This is a genomic window from Hymenobacter endophyticus (assembly GCF_032464715.1).
Classification (GTDB): Bacteria; Bacteroidota; Bacteroidia; order Cytophagales; family Hymenobacteraceae; genus Hymenobacter; species Hymenobacter endophyticus.
In genome coordinates, this window is record NZ_JAWDJT010000017.1 from 78,762 (window position 1) to 93,135 (window position 14,374).

General features: G+C 60.9%; 8 protein-coding genes and 2 tRNA genes. 1 reads left to right on the top strand and 9 read right to left on the bottom strand.

From position 1 onward, the window contains the following. Positions 1-185 precede the first annotated feature (185 nt). The 4 genes from ROI90_RS19965 to ROI90_RS19980 form a co-directional block, all read right to left on the bottom strand. Positions 186-1,883 carry an MFS transporter gene (locus tag ROI90_RS19965; RefSeq protein WP_316000050.1) on the bottom strand — a complete coding sequence of 566 codons (1,698 nt, stop codon included), beginning with the start codon at positions 1,881-1,883 and terminating at the stop codon, positions 186-188. A 412-nt stretch (positions 1,884-2,295) separates the two neighbouring features. Then, complete coding sequence (locus tag ROI90_RS19970; RefSeq protein WP_316000051.1) at positions 2,296-4,455, bottom strand: hypothetical protein; 2,160 nt, start codon at positions 4,453-4,455, stop codon at positions 2,296-2,298. Positions 4,456-4,622: 167 nt separating this feature from the next. Then, positions 4,623-4,694: transfer RNA gene (locus ROI90_RS19975), tRNA-Glu, on the bottom strand. A gap of 57 nt (positions 4,695-4,751) precedes the next feature. Beyond that, positions 4,752-5,468, bottom strand: a complete 717-nt coding sequence (locus ROI90_RS19980; RefSeq protein WP_316000052.1) for a TVP38/TMEM64 family protein — start codon at positions 5,466-5,468, stop codon at positions 4,752-4,754. Positions 5,469-5,644: 176 nt separating this feature from the next. Here ROI90_RS19980 and ROI90_RS19985 point away from each other — a divergent pair, with 176 nt between their 5' ends. Continuing rightward, entirely contained in the window at positions 5,645-7,432 is a 1,788-nt protein-coding gene (locus ROI90_RS19985; RefSeq protein ID WP_316000053.1) for a glycoside hydrolase family 15 protein, read from the top strand. 241 nt (positions 7,433-7,673) lie between these two features. Here the strand turns inward: ROI90_RS19985 and ROI90_RS19990 are convergent, their stop codons facing one another. From ROI90_RS19990 to ROI90_RS20010, 5 genes are all read right to left on the bottom strand, one after another. Then, entirely contained in the window at positions 7,674-9,848 is a 2,175-nt protein-coding gene (locus ROI90_RS19990) for a bifunctional alpha,alpha-trehalose-phosphate synthase (UDP-forming)/trehalose-phosphatase (RefSeq protein WP_316000054.1), read from the bottom strand. A gap of 139 nt (positions 9,849-9,987) precedes the next feature. Beyond that, positions 9,988-10,353: a DUF4260 family protein gene (locus tag ROI90_RS19995; RefSeq protein WP_316000055.1), complete on the bottom strand. Its 366-nt coding sequence runs from the start codon at positions 10,351-10,353 to the stop codon at positions 9,988-9,990. Positions 10,354-10,592: 239 nt separating this feature from the next. Further along, complete coding sequence (locus tag ROI90_RS20000; RefSeq protein WP_316000056.1) at positions 10,593-11,195, bottom strand: Crp/Fnr family transcriptional regulator; 603 nt, start codon at positions 11,193-11,195, stop codon at positions 10,593-10,595. A 157-nt stretch (positions 11,196-11,352) separates the two neighbouring features. Beyond that, complete coding sequence (locus ROI90_RS20005) at positions 11,353-14,175, bottom strand: MGH1-like glycoside hydrolase domain-containing protein (RefSeq protein ID WP_316000057.1); 2,823 nt, start codon at positions 14,173-14,175, stop codon at positions 11,353-11,355. Between the two features lie 125 nt (positions 14,176-14,300). After that, positions 14,301-14,372: transfer RNA gene (locus tag ROI90_RS20010), tRNA-Glu, on the bottom strand. Positions 14,373-14,374: the final 2 nt, after the last annotated feature.

The following is a 14,374-nucleotide window of genomic DNA, read 5'->3' on the forward strand; positions in this document are numbered from 1 at the left end:
TCTGCACGATTGAATTAGCCAGGGGGAGAGATGCTTCGGCTGCGTTCAGCATGACGTTTGGATGACTTCCTGAACAGCTTATTTGCCTGGAAACCCGCAGCCAACATGAAGAACGGCTGCGGGTTTTTCTTTGTGAACCTGTCAGGAAGATGAGTAAGCAAGCTGGCAACGTTAGCCTGACCTAGCTACGCCGTGGCCTCGCCGGCAGTGCTGGCTACCAGGCGGGTGCTGCCAGGCACCATAACGGGAGGAGTAACCGTGGGGCGGTAGTGCTGGGCCAGCAGGTGCGTTATGTGGGGAGGCTCGGGGCCCTGGTGCAGCTGCCGGATCTGACCCTTCAGGTCGGCTTCGTCCCGGCTTACGCCCCGGTCGTGCTGCTGCTCGTGCTCTTCCCACGACTCTACCAGGAAGTATTCCATCATACGCGCGGGCTCGGCCAGGTCGGCGTAGAGGCCCCAGCCAATGGCGCCTTCCCGTCGCCGAATGCGGCCCAACTGCTCCATGAGGTAGGTAAACTGCGGGCGGTGCTCGGGCAGAACGCGGTAGGTAGTGGTGATGATAACCGGGCCCTCGGTAGGGGCGGGCTCCTGGGCCAGCACCGGCTCCAGACGGGGGCGGGCGGGCGTATGGTCGAGGGTTTCGGGGGCCGTGCGCAGGGAGAATTTCAGTACCAGCAGCGTGCTCAAGCCCAGCCAGGTGGCTGCACCCGTCAGGGCCAGCGGCAGGCCCCAGTGTTCGGCCACCGTGCCCCACACCACGCTGCCCAGGGCCATACCACCCTGAATAGTGAGCAGGTAGAGGCTGATAGTGCGGGCCTGCACCCAGCGCGGCACTACCGTCTGCACGCCCACGCTAAACGAGTTCAGCACCAGCATCCAGGCCGTGCCCACCAGCGTGAGCAGCCCGTACAGCAGCCACTGGTTATCGGCGTAGCCCAGCCCCAGCAGGCCAGTGGCGAAGGCCGCCGTAGCCAGCGTCACGCGCCAGTCAATGGAGAGGCGCTGGTTGAGGCGGGGCAGGGTAACGGCCGCCAGCACCGCCCCCAGGCCCATGCACGACAGCAGCAGGGAATAAAAGGAAGTGGGCAGGTGCAGCCGCCGGGATACCACCGCCGGCATCAGGGCGAATAGGGCGCTGGCCCCAAACGTAAAGCTCACCCCGCGCACCAGAATACGCTGTACGGGCGGGGCAAACCGCGCGTAGCGGATACCACCCCGAATGGCGGCTACCACCCGCTCGGTAGCTAGCGTGGAAGTAGCTTGCGGTTCCCGTTTCCAGCTGTACACCATGTAAATAGTAGCCAGAAACGACAATCCGTTCAGCAAAAATGCCGCGCCCGCCGAGAAGTACCCAATCACCAGCCCGCCCAGTGCCGGCCCAAAGGCCCGGGCCAGGTTAAAGCTCACGCTGTTGAGGGCAATGGCCTGGGGCAACTCCTGGCGGGGTACCAGCTCGGGCGTCACGGTTTGCCACACCGGATTGTTGAGGGCCCCGCCCAGGCCCAGCATAAACGTGAGGGTAAGCAGCAGCCAGGGCGAGTTAAGGCCCAGCAGCGTCACGGTGGCTAGCACCAGGGCCGTGGCGGCCATCCAGGTTTGGGTGAGCAGCAACATGCGGCGGCGGTCCACCAAATCGGCCAGGGCCCCGGCGGGCAAACTCAGCAGAAATACAGGCAGGGCCGAAGCCGTCTGAAGCAGGGCCACCAGTACCGGAGAAGCTGTCAGCTCGGTCATCAGCCCCACCGCCCCCACGTTCTGCATCCAGGTGCCGATATTGGATACGAAGGAGGCAATCCAGAGCATCCGGAAAATGGGGATGCGCAGCGGCGTAAACGGGGAAGTAGAAACCGGCGGCGCGGCAGCAGCAGTAACAGGAGCAGACATGTAGCTCCCTTACGTAAAGGTGAAAAGGGGAGGTGGTGAAAAGGCGAGATTGGGGTTAGGAGAATAAAAGAACCCCATCCCGAGAGCAGCCGAGGAGTCTCGCGTATTGAGAGAAGCTAAACTAAGCTGTGTGGATAGTAAGCAAGCATAAAGCCAGTCATGCAGAGCATTCTGCGAATCGAGCAGAGACGAAGCATCTCGCGTGCTGACGTCTAAGTAACTCTGCAACCTCAGCACGCGAGATGCTTCGCCTCTGGCTCTGCATGACGTTCCGCTTGGTAGTAAGAAGCGTTGCTGTCCATACAGCCTAATTTGATTCCTCAGCACGCGAAATCCCATGGTCCTTGGCTTGATGCGTCATATGCTCGGAACAACACTTACCCTCCTACCCGTTCACCCCACTTGCCCTGACTTACAACCGTATCCCGATGCCCGGCCCGAACAGGAAGAACAAGGAGCGTTTGTTCATCAGGTAACCCCCGCCCAAATAGAGCGGAAACGTCAGGCGGGCATCGGAGCGGGTGGGGTACACCGAGCCCAGCACCACAATGCCCAGGTCGCGGTTCACGTTGGAGTCCTGGCTGAGGTTGAAAGCGTTGAGGGCCACGAAGCCGGCACCCACCTTGTAGGGCCGCAGCTTGTTGATTTTGGTGGGGTGATAAAAGCTGAACTGCGCCAGCGTGGCCAAGGAAATACCCCCAAACGAGGTAAAGCTCGATTCGCCCTTGTACTTGGTGAGCAAACCGCCCGGAAAGCTGATGTCGATATCAAACTTTACCCGGCGCTGCAGCACCAGCTCCAGCTTCTGCGTGAAGCCCGGCTCACTGTACTGGCCTTGGTTGTGGCGCACCGTCACGATAATCGTGCTCCAGTCCTCCAGCGCGTAGGTTTTGCGGGCCGAAAGCAGGTTGTTGAGGCTGATGTTGCCCACTTGGCACTGCTTATCCTGGTAGAAGGCGGCCCGTACCGAGCTTTCATCGGGGCAGATAACCACATTCTCCACCGTGCGCATCTCAATCAGCTCGCCCTTGGCGTTCTGCGTCCGGATGTCGAAGGTGAGGTATTGCTTGCCGTAGAGCTGCTTCTCGGAGTCGATGCCGGCCGTGTTGAAGCTGAATACCACGTCGCTCACCGTGCGGTCATACAGCACCGGGCCGTTGAGGCGGGTGATGGGCCGGGGCGCTTCGCCGAAGGTCACACCCACAAAATCGAGGGGGTGGGGCCGCTGAAACTCCCGCACCGCCAGGCTCTGGCCCGTGGGCTGCCCGCTGTTATAAATGGTAATGCGGCGCTTATCAATGGTAACGGGCACCTGAATGCGGTACACCACCGCCGCGTCGGTCTTGATGCTGGAGTCGGAGGGAATCACGCGCACATCATCAAAGTGAAAGCGCGCCCTTGAGAGTGACTCGCCCTCCAGGCGCACGTCCACGGTTTCGCCGGGGTTTACAGTGGCGCTGTTGCTCCAGTCGCCGCCCCGGTGCCGCACGCTCACCGTGTTGATGGTGGTTTTGGGGGAGATGTTGAAGTTGGTGATGTACTTGGCCTGGTCGTTTTCCTTGATGTAGAGGTAGCTTTCCGTCTGGCGGTGGGTGTTGTACACGCGCAGCCAGCACAGCACCCGGTCGTTGGTGAGGTACTGGCGCGTGAACAGCTCGGCAATGAGCGTTCCACCCGCTTCCTCCTGGTCCTCAATGCGGTAGGTGCGCTTCAAATCAAAGGTGCGCCCATTGTCCAGAATCAGTTCCACGCCCTTGCGCCGGGAGGCCTCATCCAGAGTAATTTCCTTTTTATCGACGCTCAGAAACCGCAGGCGGGAGGCCTTCACGGTGAACTCCTGACGGATGGGCGGCAGTGCGTAGGTAACGCGGCGGTTGTTGTCGGTAAGAAAAGGGTGCTCGGTTTGGGGGCGCAGGGTGAGCTGGCGGGTGCCCAGGGCGTTGGGCAGCACGTGCAGGCGCAGCACGCCCTTTTCCTGCTCCAGGCGGTAGTCAATATCCTGGCCGCGCGTCCAGTCGGTGGTTATCCGGATGTTCTTGGGATTGTTGCTGCTCAGGTCGAATACCTTTTCCTCGCCCACGAACAGCTCCGTATCGGCAGGCCGAAATTCCAGGGTGGTGCGCGTAACGGGCAGCAGCTTTACCGTTTGGGTGCGCGGGGCAAACCCCACCGAGTCGGAAGGCTGGCGGAAGGTGAGGCTGAGAAAGTTGTTGATGCTCAAGTCTTTGAAGCGCAGCTTGGCCCGGAAATACTGCCCGCCGTCTACGGGCGTCAGGGAATCGAGCAAGGTGAAGTCGGCGGAGCGTTGCAGGCGCAGGCCCTGGCGGCCCGGCGTTTCGGGGTACACCAGCAGCTCAGCGGTTTCGTCGTCCTGGCGGTAGTAAAAGTACAGGTGCGCTTCGCCCTGCACCAGGGCGGTGTTGCGGCTCAGGCTGTAGCGGACGGTATCAGTCCGCAGGCTCACATCACGCAGCAGAGGGGTTCGTTGGGCGCGCACGGAAACGGCACAGAGCGACAACAGGCCCGTGAGCACCACCCACAGGAGCCCACGCAGTCCGGAAAAATGTATCACAGCAAGTAGACAGAAAACCGCTTCCGACCCACCGAAAGCACTGCAAAGGTAGGGTAGCTCGGCCGGCAGTTGCACGGCCCGCCTGGTTTTTTTACCAATCCCGCACGGCTCATCATGACCTTCAGGGCAAGAAAAAAGCCTTCTGCTGAAGAGCAGAAGGCTTCGAGTAGTCCGTAGGGGAATCGAACCCCTGTTGGTAGAATGAAAATCTACTGTCCTAACCCCTAGACGAACGGACCAACAGGGTGACCCAAAATATTTGCTGAAGCTGGCTAAATGCCGCAGAATCAACACGATTATTTTTGCTTGGTTCGGTTTCGGTCCCACCAGACGTAGGCCCCAAACAGCACCACGCTCACACCCGTAACCCAAAGCAGGCCGGTTTTCAGCCGCTCACTATCCTCGCCCAGATAGGCCAGCAGGGCAATAAGAGGAACGACCCCGGCCACGGTGGCGGCCATAAACTTCCAGTAGCCCATGCGCGCCAGCCCCGCCACAAAGCTGATGGCATCATCGGAGAGGGCGGGGGAGAGGCGGGCTATGATAATGGCCCACACGCCGTAGCGGTCCACTACGTCCAGCACCTTCTGCTCGGTTTTGCGGCCCAGCAGCTTCTGAATGAACGATTCGCCCAGGGCCCGACCCAGCGCGTAGCCCACCGAGGAAGCCGCTACCACGCCCAGCAGTGCCAGCAAGGAGCCCCACCACGGCCCGTAGGCCAGAATGGCTACCAGAATCAGCAGCACCACGTTCACCACGAACAGGAACATCTGCACCACCATGGCCAGCACCAACACCACCGGCCCCCAATAGCCAAACTGCCGCATCCAAGCGGCAATGCGCGGCTGCTCCCCCGATTTCAGCACCTCCCAGGCTTCGCGGGCCTGGTCCTGGAAGGCGGGCCAGCCAAACCAGCAGCCGGCCAGGGCGGCTATCAGTGCCAGGGTGATGTACAGCGGAGCGCGGCTGCTACGCTTTTCGGTGGGCAGGGAGGCGGGGCGGGCAGTAGGCAAAACCAAGTAGCTGGAGGGATAAGCACAAAACAAAACTACCCGCAGAGGGTGGTATAGCCTCTGCATACGCACCCCACGAATACGCGGCCAACACAACCTGCAGGGCCTGGGCAGGGTACTACCACCTTCCACACTGTGCCCGCGCCTCCGGTTTGCCGGGCCAATTCTTCGCCTGCATGATAAAACATACCTATGATTTCGGCCTGATTGGCAACTGCGCTTTTCTGGGCCTGATTGGCACTGATACGGCCGTACGCTGGCTGTGCTGGCCCCGCTTCGATAGTAGCTTCGTATTTGGCTCTCTGTTGGATGAGCAGAAGGGCGGTGAGTACAGCATTCGGCCCGCCGACCCCACGCAGCAGTTCACCTCCGACCAAACCTACCTCTCCAACACCAACGTACTGCAAACCGACATTACCACTACCGACGGCCGCTACCGGGTAACCGATTTTGCGCCCCGCTTCCCGCAGTATGACCGGTACTATAAGCCGCTGATGTTTATTCGGAAGGTGGAGCCCCTGGAGGGGATGCCCCGCATTCGGGTGGCGTGCCGGCCGGTGGGCAAGTATGGGGAGCTGGAACTCACGCGCCGCCGCAGCTCCAACCACATTGCATTTCTGGGGCTGGAAGAGGAAATTCGCCTGACTACCAACATTCCGCTCACCTACGTGCTGGAAGAGGAGGACTTTGTGCTCAATGAGCCGAAATATCTGGTGATGACTTACGGCGCCCCGCTGGAGGCTCCGCTGGAAAGCACTGCCGAGCGGTTTCTGCGGGCCACCGTGGAGTACTGGCGCACCTGGGTAAAAAGCACCAGCATTGGCAGCTTCCAGCAAAGCCAGGTGCTCCGCTCGGCTCTGGCCCTAAAAATGCACCAGTACGAGGATACCGGGGCCATTATTGCCGCCACTACTACCAGCTTGCCCGAGGCACCCGGCAGCACCCGCAACTGGGACTACCGCTACTGCTGGATGCGCGACACGTATTACATCCTCACCGCCTTCAATAACATTGGGCACTTCGAGGAAATGGAGCGGTACTTCCACTACATTGTCAACATTTCGACCAAGGTGCAGGGCCGGTATCAGCCCCTGTATGGCATCAGCGGGGAGTCGAAGCTGGTGGAGCAGGAACTGCCCTTGGCCGGGTACCGGGGCAACCAGCCGGTCCGCATCGGCAACGACGCCTACACCCACATTCAGAATGACGTGTATGGGCAGGTATTGGTGGCGCTGCTGCCCCTGTACGTGGACTGCCGCTTCCTCGACCCCGAACGGCTGGCCCCGGAAAAGCTGGTGTACGACACGTTGGCCCTCATCGAGCAGACCATGGACCAACCCGACGCCGGCCTCTGGGAGTTCCGCAACCTGGCTCAGAAGCACTGCTACACCTACCTGTTTCACTGGGCTGGTAGCCACGCCGCCCATAAGGTAGCCCGGGCAACGGGCAACACTGCCATGGAAGCCCGGGCTGAACGCCTGATGCAGCTGGCCGCCGACCATATTGAGCAGTGCTATAACCCCGAGCTGGGCGCTTACACCAACGCCATCGGCTCGCCCCACCTTGATGCCAGCGGCCTGCAACTGATTCTGATGGGCTACCTGGACCCCACTTCGGAGCGGACCCACAGGCACTTGCAAGCATTGGAAAAAGCCTTGAAAACCCCCGAGGGCCTGTTCTACCGCTACCGCCACGCCGACGACTTCGGCACGCCCGAAACCACCTTCCTGATCTGCTCTTTCTGGTACGTGGAGGCCCTGGCCAGCGTGGGCCGGGTGGAGGAGGCCATCCGGGAGTTTGAGAAGTTGACTACCTATACCAACCACCTGGGCTTGCTTTCCGAGGATGTGGATGCTAAAACCGGCTCGCAGTGGGGCAACTTTCCCCAGGCCTACAGTCACGTCGGCCTGGTAAACGCAGCCTACCGCATTGCCCAAAAGTTAGCCCAGCCCAACTTCGTGTAAGTAGCTGCTTTTGTAAAGAACCTGTCATGGCGAGGTGAGGCCGCAGCAATCCGTGAATAAGCAGTAGCGCGAACTTTGTAGTTCGCGCCTTCGCGCCGCCTGAAGCGTGCGGACGGCGCGGGGACGCGAACTACAAAGTTCGCGCTACTGTCCTGCAAACAACCCCCATAGAAAAGCCCCTGATGCCAGCACGGCATTAGGGGCTTTTCTATGAGGTCAGAGGAGTCAGGTGCCGTCTATCCTAGAGCAGGCTCCGCAACAGCTGCCGAACCTCGGTGGTGGAGGCTACGTGGTAGCGGGCCAGGGAGCGGGCCACCGTGCCTACTTTGATGGTGTACGCTTCGGGGGGCATAGCCCGGAAAGTGTCCTCGTCGGTACGGTCGTCGCCGATGGCCAGGGTGAAGCCGGGTTGGTAGGTAGCCAGCCACCGGGCCGCCGCAGTGCCCTTGTTGAGGCCGGCCGTTTTGATTTCAATCACCTTGTTCCCCTCCATTACCTGCAAATCAGAGTTCGACGTCATGAAGGTGAGGTGGTTGAGCATGTCACGGGCCCGCACGGTGCCCAGCTCGGTATCGGCCCGGCGGTAGTGCCACACCAGGGAGTATTCCTTATCCTCAATGAAAGAGCCAGCAGTCCGGGCCACGTACAGCTCCAGAATCGGCCGGATTTCCCGCTTCCACTCGTTGCTAAGCGTCTGGAACAGCTGCCACTCCTCGCCGGCAGCCCGTAGCCATACGCCGTGCTCGGCAATGAAATCAACGGGCAAATGGCCCAGCCACTCCTGCAGCGTAGCCCGGTCGCGGCCACTGATGATGACTACGCGGTTTTGGGGCACGTCGGTGAGGGCGCGCAGTAGCAGCAGCAGCTCCTGGTCGGGGCGGGCGCGCTGGGGGTTGGCATTGAAAGGTGCCAGGGTACCATCGTAGTCCAGCAGCAGCAGGCGGGTTTCCGCCGCATTGTATTCGGCCAGAAGATGCTCGGTGAGGGCCGGCTTCATGGTTTCGGTGTCCAGGGTGTGCTGCTTCATTTTGCTATAGGCCAGGCGGTCCATAAACAGCTTGGTCCAGGCAAACACGTTGTACTGGCGCACCAACGCCTGCATAGCCCCCATGCGCTGAATCTGGTCTTCCTCGGGCATCACCAGGGCATCGTGCATAGCCTCGGCCAGCTCCCCCGTATTGGTGGGGTTGATAATCAGGGCATCAGACAGCTCGCGGGCGGCGCCGGCCCGCTCACTCAGAATAAGTACGCCTTTTTGGTTGGCTTTGCTGGCTACAAACTCCTTGGCTACCAAGTTCATGCCGTCGCGCATGGGCGTTACCAGGGCTACTTCGGCCAGGCGGTACAACGAGGCCAGCTCCTCCAGGGGGAAGGAACGGTAGAAGTAGTGGATGGGCGTCCAGCTGATGGTGCGGTACTGGGCATTGATGCGGCCCACCAGCTCGTCAATTTCCTCCTTCAGGCTGGCATACTGGGCTACCTGGTCGCGGGAAGGCACTACCACCATAATCAGGCTTACCTGCTCCCGCCACTCGGGGTAGCGCTGAATCAGGAGCTCAAACGCCCGCAGGCGCTGGGCAATGCCCTTGGAGTAATCGAGCCGGTCGATGGACAGGATGACGCGCACTTCCCGCAGGGCTTCGCGGTAAGTGGCCTCGTGCCGGATGGCCGCCTCGGAAGCCGCCGCCTGCTCGTACCGCTCGTAGTCAATGCCCATGGGGAAGGCATCTACCAGCACGGTACGGGAGCCGGTTTCTATCTGCCCATTCTGGGAGGAAAAGCCCAGCAGCTGCGACACGGCGCTGAGGAAATGGCGCATGTAGCCAAAGGTGTGGAACCCCAGCAAATCGGCTCCCAGCATACCCTGCAGCAGTTCCTTCCGCCAGGGCAGTACCCGAATCAGCTCGTAACTGGGGAAGGGGATGTGCAGGAAAAAGCCGATGGTCGCCTCAGGCCGGGCCTGGCGGAGCATGGCGGGCAGCAGCAGCAGCTGATAATCATGCACCCAAATGGTGTCTTCGGGCCCGGCCAGCTCCAGGACGGCCCGGCAAAATTTCTCATTTACGGCCACGTAGGCCTCCCAGTGGGCCTGCTCGTAGGTGGCGTATTGGGTGAAGTAGTGGAAAGTAGGCCACAGGGTGGAGTTGCTGAAACCCTCGTAAAAGTCCCGAATTTCGGCTTCCGTCAGGAATACCGGCACCATGCTATCCTGGCGCAGCTGCTCGCATACGTACTCCTCCTCAGCCGCATCTTCCACAAACAGTCCCGGCCAGCCTACCCACACGTTGCCATCGGCCTGGTAAATAGAGCCCAGGCCCGTCGCCAGCCCTCCTTCGCTGGGCTGAAAAGTAAGGCTGTTATCCGTACGCAGGATTTTAGTGGGAAGACGATTCGAGACAATAATGGTGCGCGACATAAGCCAGAGCAGGTTGGTGAACCCCTAAGCTTACGGGAGGAAGTCGACGGTGGCCATTATTTTCTTTCCCGGTTTCTGTTACTACGCGCGCCCCGTAAGTGGTTAAGCACAACCGTACTGCCCAGCTATGCCGCCGGTATTAGGCCCCTGCCGGCTGCCGGCCAACGCGGCCCAGATGCGTGTGCTGAAAGCCGGTGCTGTGCTTCAATCCGTAGCCCAGCAGGCGGTCGAAGGCAGCGTGAAATAGTAGCACCGTACCAGCCAACAGCAGCAGCGGCTGCCCCAGCAGCCAGCCGGCCAGCCCCACCAGCAAAGCCAGTGCTTTATGGTGCAGCAGGTTGTAGCAAAATGCGCCTACCCGGGGGCCAGCCAGATAGCCCAGCATACTCAAATCGGGTAGGAGAAACAGGGCGGGCAGCCACCACCAGGCGTAGGGCAGCTGGGCAAACACCAGGGTGGCTACCAGCAGCTCGGCTAGCTCTTCGAGTTTGAGGACGGTTTTCATGGGCTCCGGGGTGAAGTACAACAACGTCCCAAAGGTCAGGCCCCTGCGGCTCCGGACTCGTTAACAAAAGTTAAGGAATGGAAGCCTAACCCCGGGAGCTTGGGATTTTCTGAACCAGTGGATTGATGCGCACTCGCGTCTGCCCGCTGAGTGGGCGAAGCGCGCCAGACAACAGCAGAGCCAGCACTGGTAAAGCATCAAGCTGCAGCCCTGCATTGGTTGGAGCGGCGCTAAGCGGCTTAGGTACCGCTTCGCGCGGCTGCATCATCGGCCTGCAGCCGCGCCCGAATGCGGCTCAGCGAAACCGGCGTTACGCCCAGGTAGGAGGCAATATATTGCTGCGGTATGCGCTCCAGAATCTTGGTTTTGTGGCTGTGCAGCAGCGCCTGGTAGCGTTGCTCGGGGCTCAGCAGCAGTAGTTCTGCCAGGCGGGCATCGGTTCCCAGCAAGAGGTACTCGGCCAGCTGCCGCCCAAACCGCTCATACACCGGGTACTGCTCAAACAGCTGGCGCAGCAACGCGTACGGAAACGTGAGCAGCTCCGTGGGGGCCAGGGCCTGAATACTGAACTGGCTGGGCTGGCCCGTGAGGCAGCTCTGGTAGCTGCCCATCAGGTGGTTGTCGAAGAAGAAATACGTTGTGCGCTCCTCCCCATCGGGCCGGGTGTAAAACAACCGGCAGGAGCCCGAAACTACCATAGCCAACTCCGGAGCCAGCTGCCCCTGCGTTACAAAATCCTCCTTCCGCCGCAACTGCCGCGGAACCAGCCCGGCCGCCAGCGGTGCCCACTCGGCATCAGTCAGGGAAACAAATCGATGAATGTAGGTACGAAGCGGATGCATGGCCGCAAGGTAGGCGCAAGGAGGGGGGTATGGTACAAGGGGCGGACACATATTGAGTGGGCCAAATCATCCTCCCCACCTCGTCTGGCCTACTACCCCAATAAAACCGCGAATCTGCTTGGGTCTACCCAGTATGCCGGGCTGGCCTGTATGCTCACTACTGCACCCGCGTAACCCGCAGGTAGTCGAGCATTGCCTGGTTTACCTCCCCGTGCATGTTTTCATTCGCCGGCTCAATAGTTAGCGTAAGTGGGTGCGTGCCTTTGGTGAGCTGGACCATCAGCGGATTAGAAAAGCCCCAGTTCGACCACTCATCCACCCCGCGCTGGGGTAGCACTACAGTACCCAACTGCCGCGCACCCAGCCGGAGTGTCCGGATGGCGCAACGGTTGTTGGTGTTGATGGGGCCATTGCCGTTGGCGTAGCGAAAATCCAGGGCGTAGAGGCCGGTTTCGGGCACCGTGACGGGAATGCTCAGGCGGGTGTTCACCGTTTTGCTGATTTCCACGAAGCCCGCGCCGCTGAACCCTTTGTACGGCTTGCTCGATTTGGGGGCGCGGGTTTCCAACTGCACCAACTGGGCCGGGCGGTCGGCCACCGCCAGCGGCTCACTGGCAAACGACTCCAGCCCCTGCCCATCCACGGCTACTACCTGGTACTCGGCGTAGGTGGCGGGCGTTACGGCCACGCTGGTTTCGGTGGTGCGGGCCGCAAACCGGCCGTTGCGCAGCACTTGGTAGGCGCTGGCTCCGGCCACCGGAGCCCAGCTAAGGTGGCCGGCAGCGTAGCGCACGGCCGGCGTTTCGGGGGCAAACCGGTTCGGTACGTGGTTGGGGCCCACGGAGAATAAGGCTTGGTTTTTCAGGGTGATGCGCACGGTGTGGCGGCCGGTGAGCGTAGCGGGTACCGTGGCGTCGGGCAGAGGCTGGCCGTCGAGGGTGATGGTGCTGATGTCGTTGCCGAAGCCCTGCAGCTCAATATCCAGCACCGCACCCCGGTAGCGGAAGCCAGTCAGCTCCCGACGACCCTGCAGCGCCTGGGGCACGAACGGCCGCAGTACCAGTCCCTCCGGCTCAAAGCGCATCCCGAACAACACCTTGTACACCAGTGCCAAACTGCCTGAGAGGCTCCAGAGCATGTTGCTGCTGTTGATCTGGGTGCCGGCGAAGTCGCCGTTTTCGGCCACGAAGTTTTCCTTGTTGGTCAGGAACAGAGCCGCCGGCCGATACACCGCCGCCATGCTTTCCAGCACCGACGCCTCGTTGCCAACCTCGGCCCCCGCCAGCGCCCAGAAGCTCTGCACAAACGGCCACACGGCGTTATTGTGATAAGGCGGGATACCCGGAATCTGCGGATAGATGCAAGGTGTGCCGAAAGGTAAGGTGGGTGTATGCTGCACCACAGATTCGGCCCGCGCTTCTTCCGCCACGCCAAAAAGCACGCATAGAGCCTCGCCCAGCGTTTCTGCTTTAGGCGACACTGTCAGGTAATTACGGCCGTAACGGTACTGGCCGTAGTAGCCGTAGTCTGTCCATAAATTGTAGTTGATGCCCGATTTAATATGCACGGCAGTTGCGCTATGGGTTTGCGCTACCTCCTGCTGCCCCAGGTGTTGGGCCATTTTAGCCAGCACCACGTTGGCCTGGTAATGCACGGCATTGGTGCCCAGGTTTTCGCTCTGGTAAATATCCGCCGGCTGCATCCAGCGCGGATAGGTTTGCTCCCGCCAATCCAGAAACGATGACTCGCCGCGTACCAGAAAGGTCAGGTTGCCCGGCGGATAAAAGGAGGGGATATCCTCCGGCTTTAAGTAGGAAGGATTTTTCCACAACAGCCTGCTGTTCGGGTCATACGCATTCTGCTGGTCGTCTTCGATGGAGCTTTTGATGATCGGGTACACCTTGCGCAGCCAGGACTCATCACCCGTCACCAGGTAGATTTCCCAGGCAGCCACGGCCCAGATCATCCGGTCGGTGGAGCAGGGGTAGGCCCCGCCGGTGCCGGTATCCTGGATGATGCGGCCCTGCTTCGATACTTTGCGCAGCAGGCTGTTCATGGCCACTTTCGGCTGCAAAGTCGCCTGGGCCAGAATAATGCTGTAGCTAATGTCGCGCGTCCAGACGCCGGCCCACTCCTGGCCGGTGCGGAAGGTGCTGTCGGGCTCCACGGCGCGGCGGGCTTCCTCCAGCGCCAGGTTATACAGGGCGTCGGGGAGGGGGTAGTCGGAGCGGTACTGCGGAAAATCGGCCGTATTCAGGGTTTGCTGCCAGCGGCCGGCCGTAGTTTTGGCGGCCGCCGGCTGGTTCAGCACCAGCGTTACCTCGTAGATGCCGTTGCCATCGGGGTCCTTCAGCTCCGCGCCCGGCTGGTGGTTGAGGTTGGCAAAGTCCCAGCTCAGCGGAGCCGTGTTGCCGGCCACGTACACGCCTTTGAAGTCCTGGGCGTAGAGCTTGTTGCCGGTATATGTGGTGTAGTAGCCCTGTTTTTTAAACGCCGCCAGCACCGGCCGCATGTCCAGCCGGAGTTTCAGGGGCGTATTCGGGGCCAGGTATGTAGTGGCAGGCACCGGCGTTTGGTCTACGAACTGCTGCCCGAAGGTGAGCAGAGGCGTTTCAGCCGCGGTGCTGCCGGCCTGGGGAATGGCCACCAGGCTGTGGTCCTGACCGGGTGCCATTTCGTTGTCCTGACCGTTGAGGCTGAACTTGAACGTGATGCGCGGGTCCTGGTAGGCGTTGGCCGGGCTCTGGTAGTTGGAGGTCAGCTCCGTAGGCGATAGTGCCCGGGCGACGTAAGAGCCTTGCTCCACCCGGTCGGCATAGAGGGCAAAAGCCTCATTTTTCCAGATAAGCGGCATTTCAGCCGGCTGCGGCTGGCCCGGAACGGAGGGAGTTTGCACGGAGGTGGCAGGTTTGGGCGTTTGGCAGGAGCCCAGCAGGGCCAGAGCCAGCAGGCCCCCCGGCAAAGCGAAGGAATGACACATAGTAGGGTAGCAGACGCAGAACCCCTGCCAGCGGTTGCGCCCGTCGCCCCGATGCGCAACCCAACTCCTGAACAAGCCTTCAGGGCAAGAAAAAAGCCTTCTGCTGAAGAGCAGAAGGCTTCGAGTAGTCCGTAGGGGAATCGAACCCCTGTTGGTAGAATGAAAATCTACTGTCCTAACCCCTAGACGAACGGACCAA

Excerpts from the sequence above, each read along its gene's own strand:
- ROI90_RS19965 (WP_316000050.1), bottom strand. The coding sequence starts at position 1,883 with ATGTCTGCTCCTGTTACTGCTGCTGCCGCGCCGCCGGTTTCTACTTCC.
- ROI90_RS19985 (WP_316000053.1), top strand. The coding sequence starts at position 5,645 with ATGATAAAACATACCTATGATTTCGGCCTGATTGGCAACTGCGCTTTT.
- ROI90_RS19990 (WP_316000054.1), bottom strand. The coding sequence starts at position 9,848 with ATGTCGCGCACCATTATTGTCTCGAATCGTCTTCCCACTAAAATCCTG.
- ROI90_RS19995 (WP_316000055.1), bottom strand. The coding sequence starts at position 10,353 with ATGAAAACCGTCCTCAAACTCGAAGAGCTAGCCGAGCTGCTGGTAGCC.
- ROI90_RS20000 (WP_316000056.1), bottom strand. The coding sequence starts at position 11,195 with ATGCATCCGCTTCGTACCTACATTCATCGATTTGTTTCCCTGACTGAT.
- ROI90_RS20005 (WP_316000057.1), bottom strand. The coding sequence starts at position 14,175 with ATGTGTCATTCCTTCGCTTTGCCGGGGGGCCTGCTGGCTCTGGCCCTG.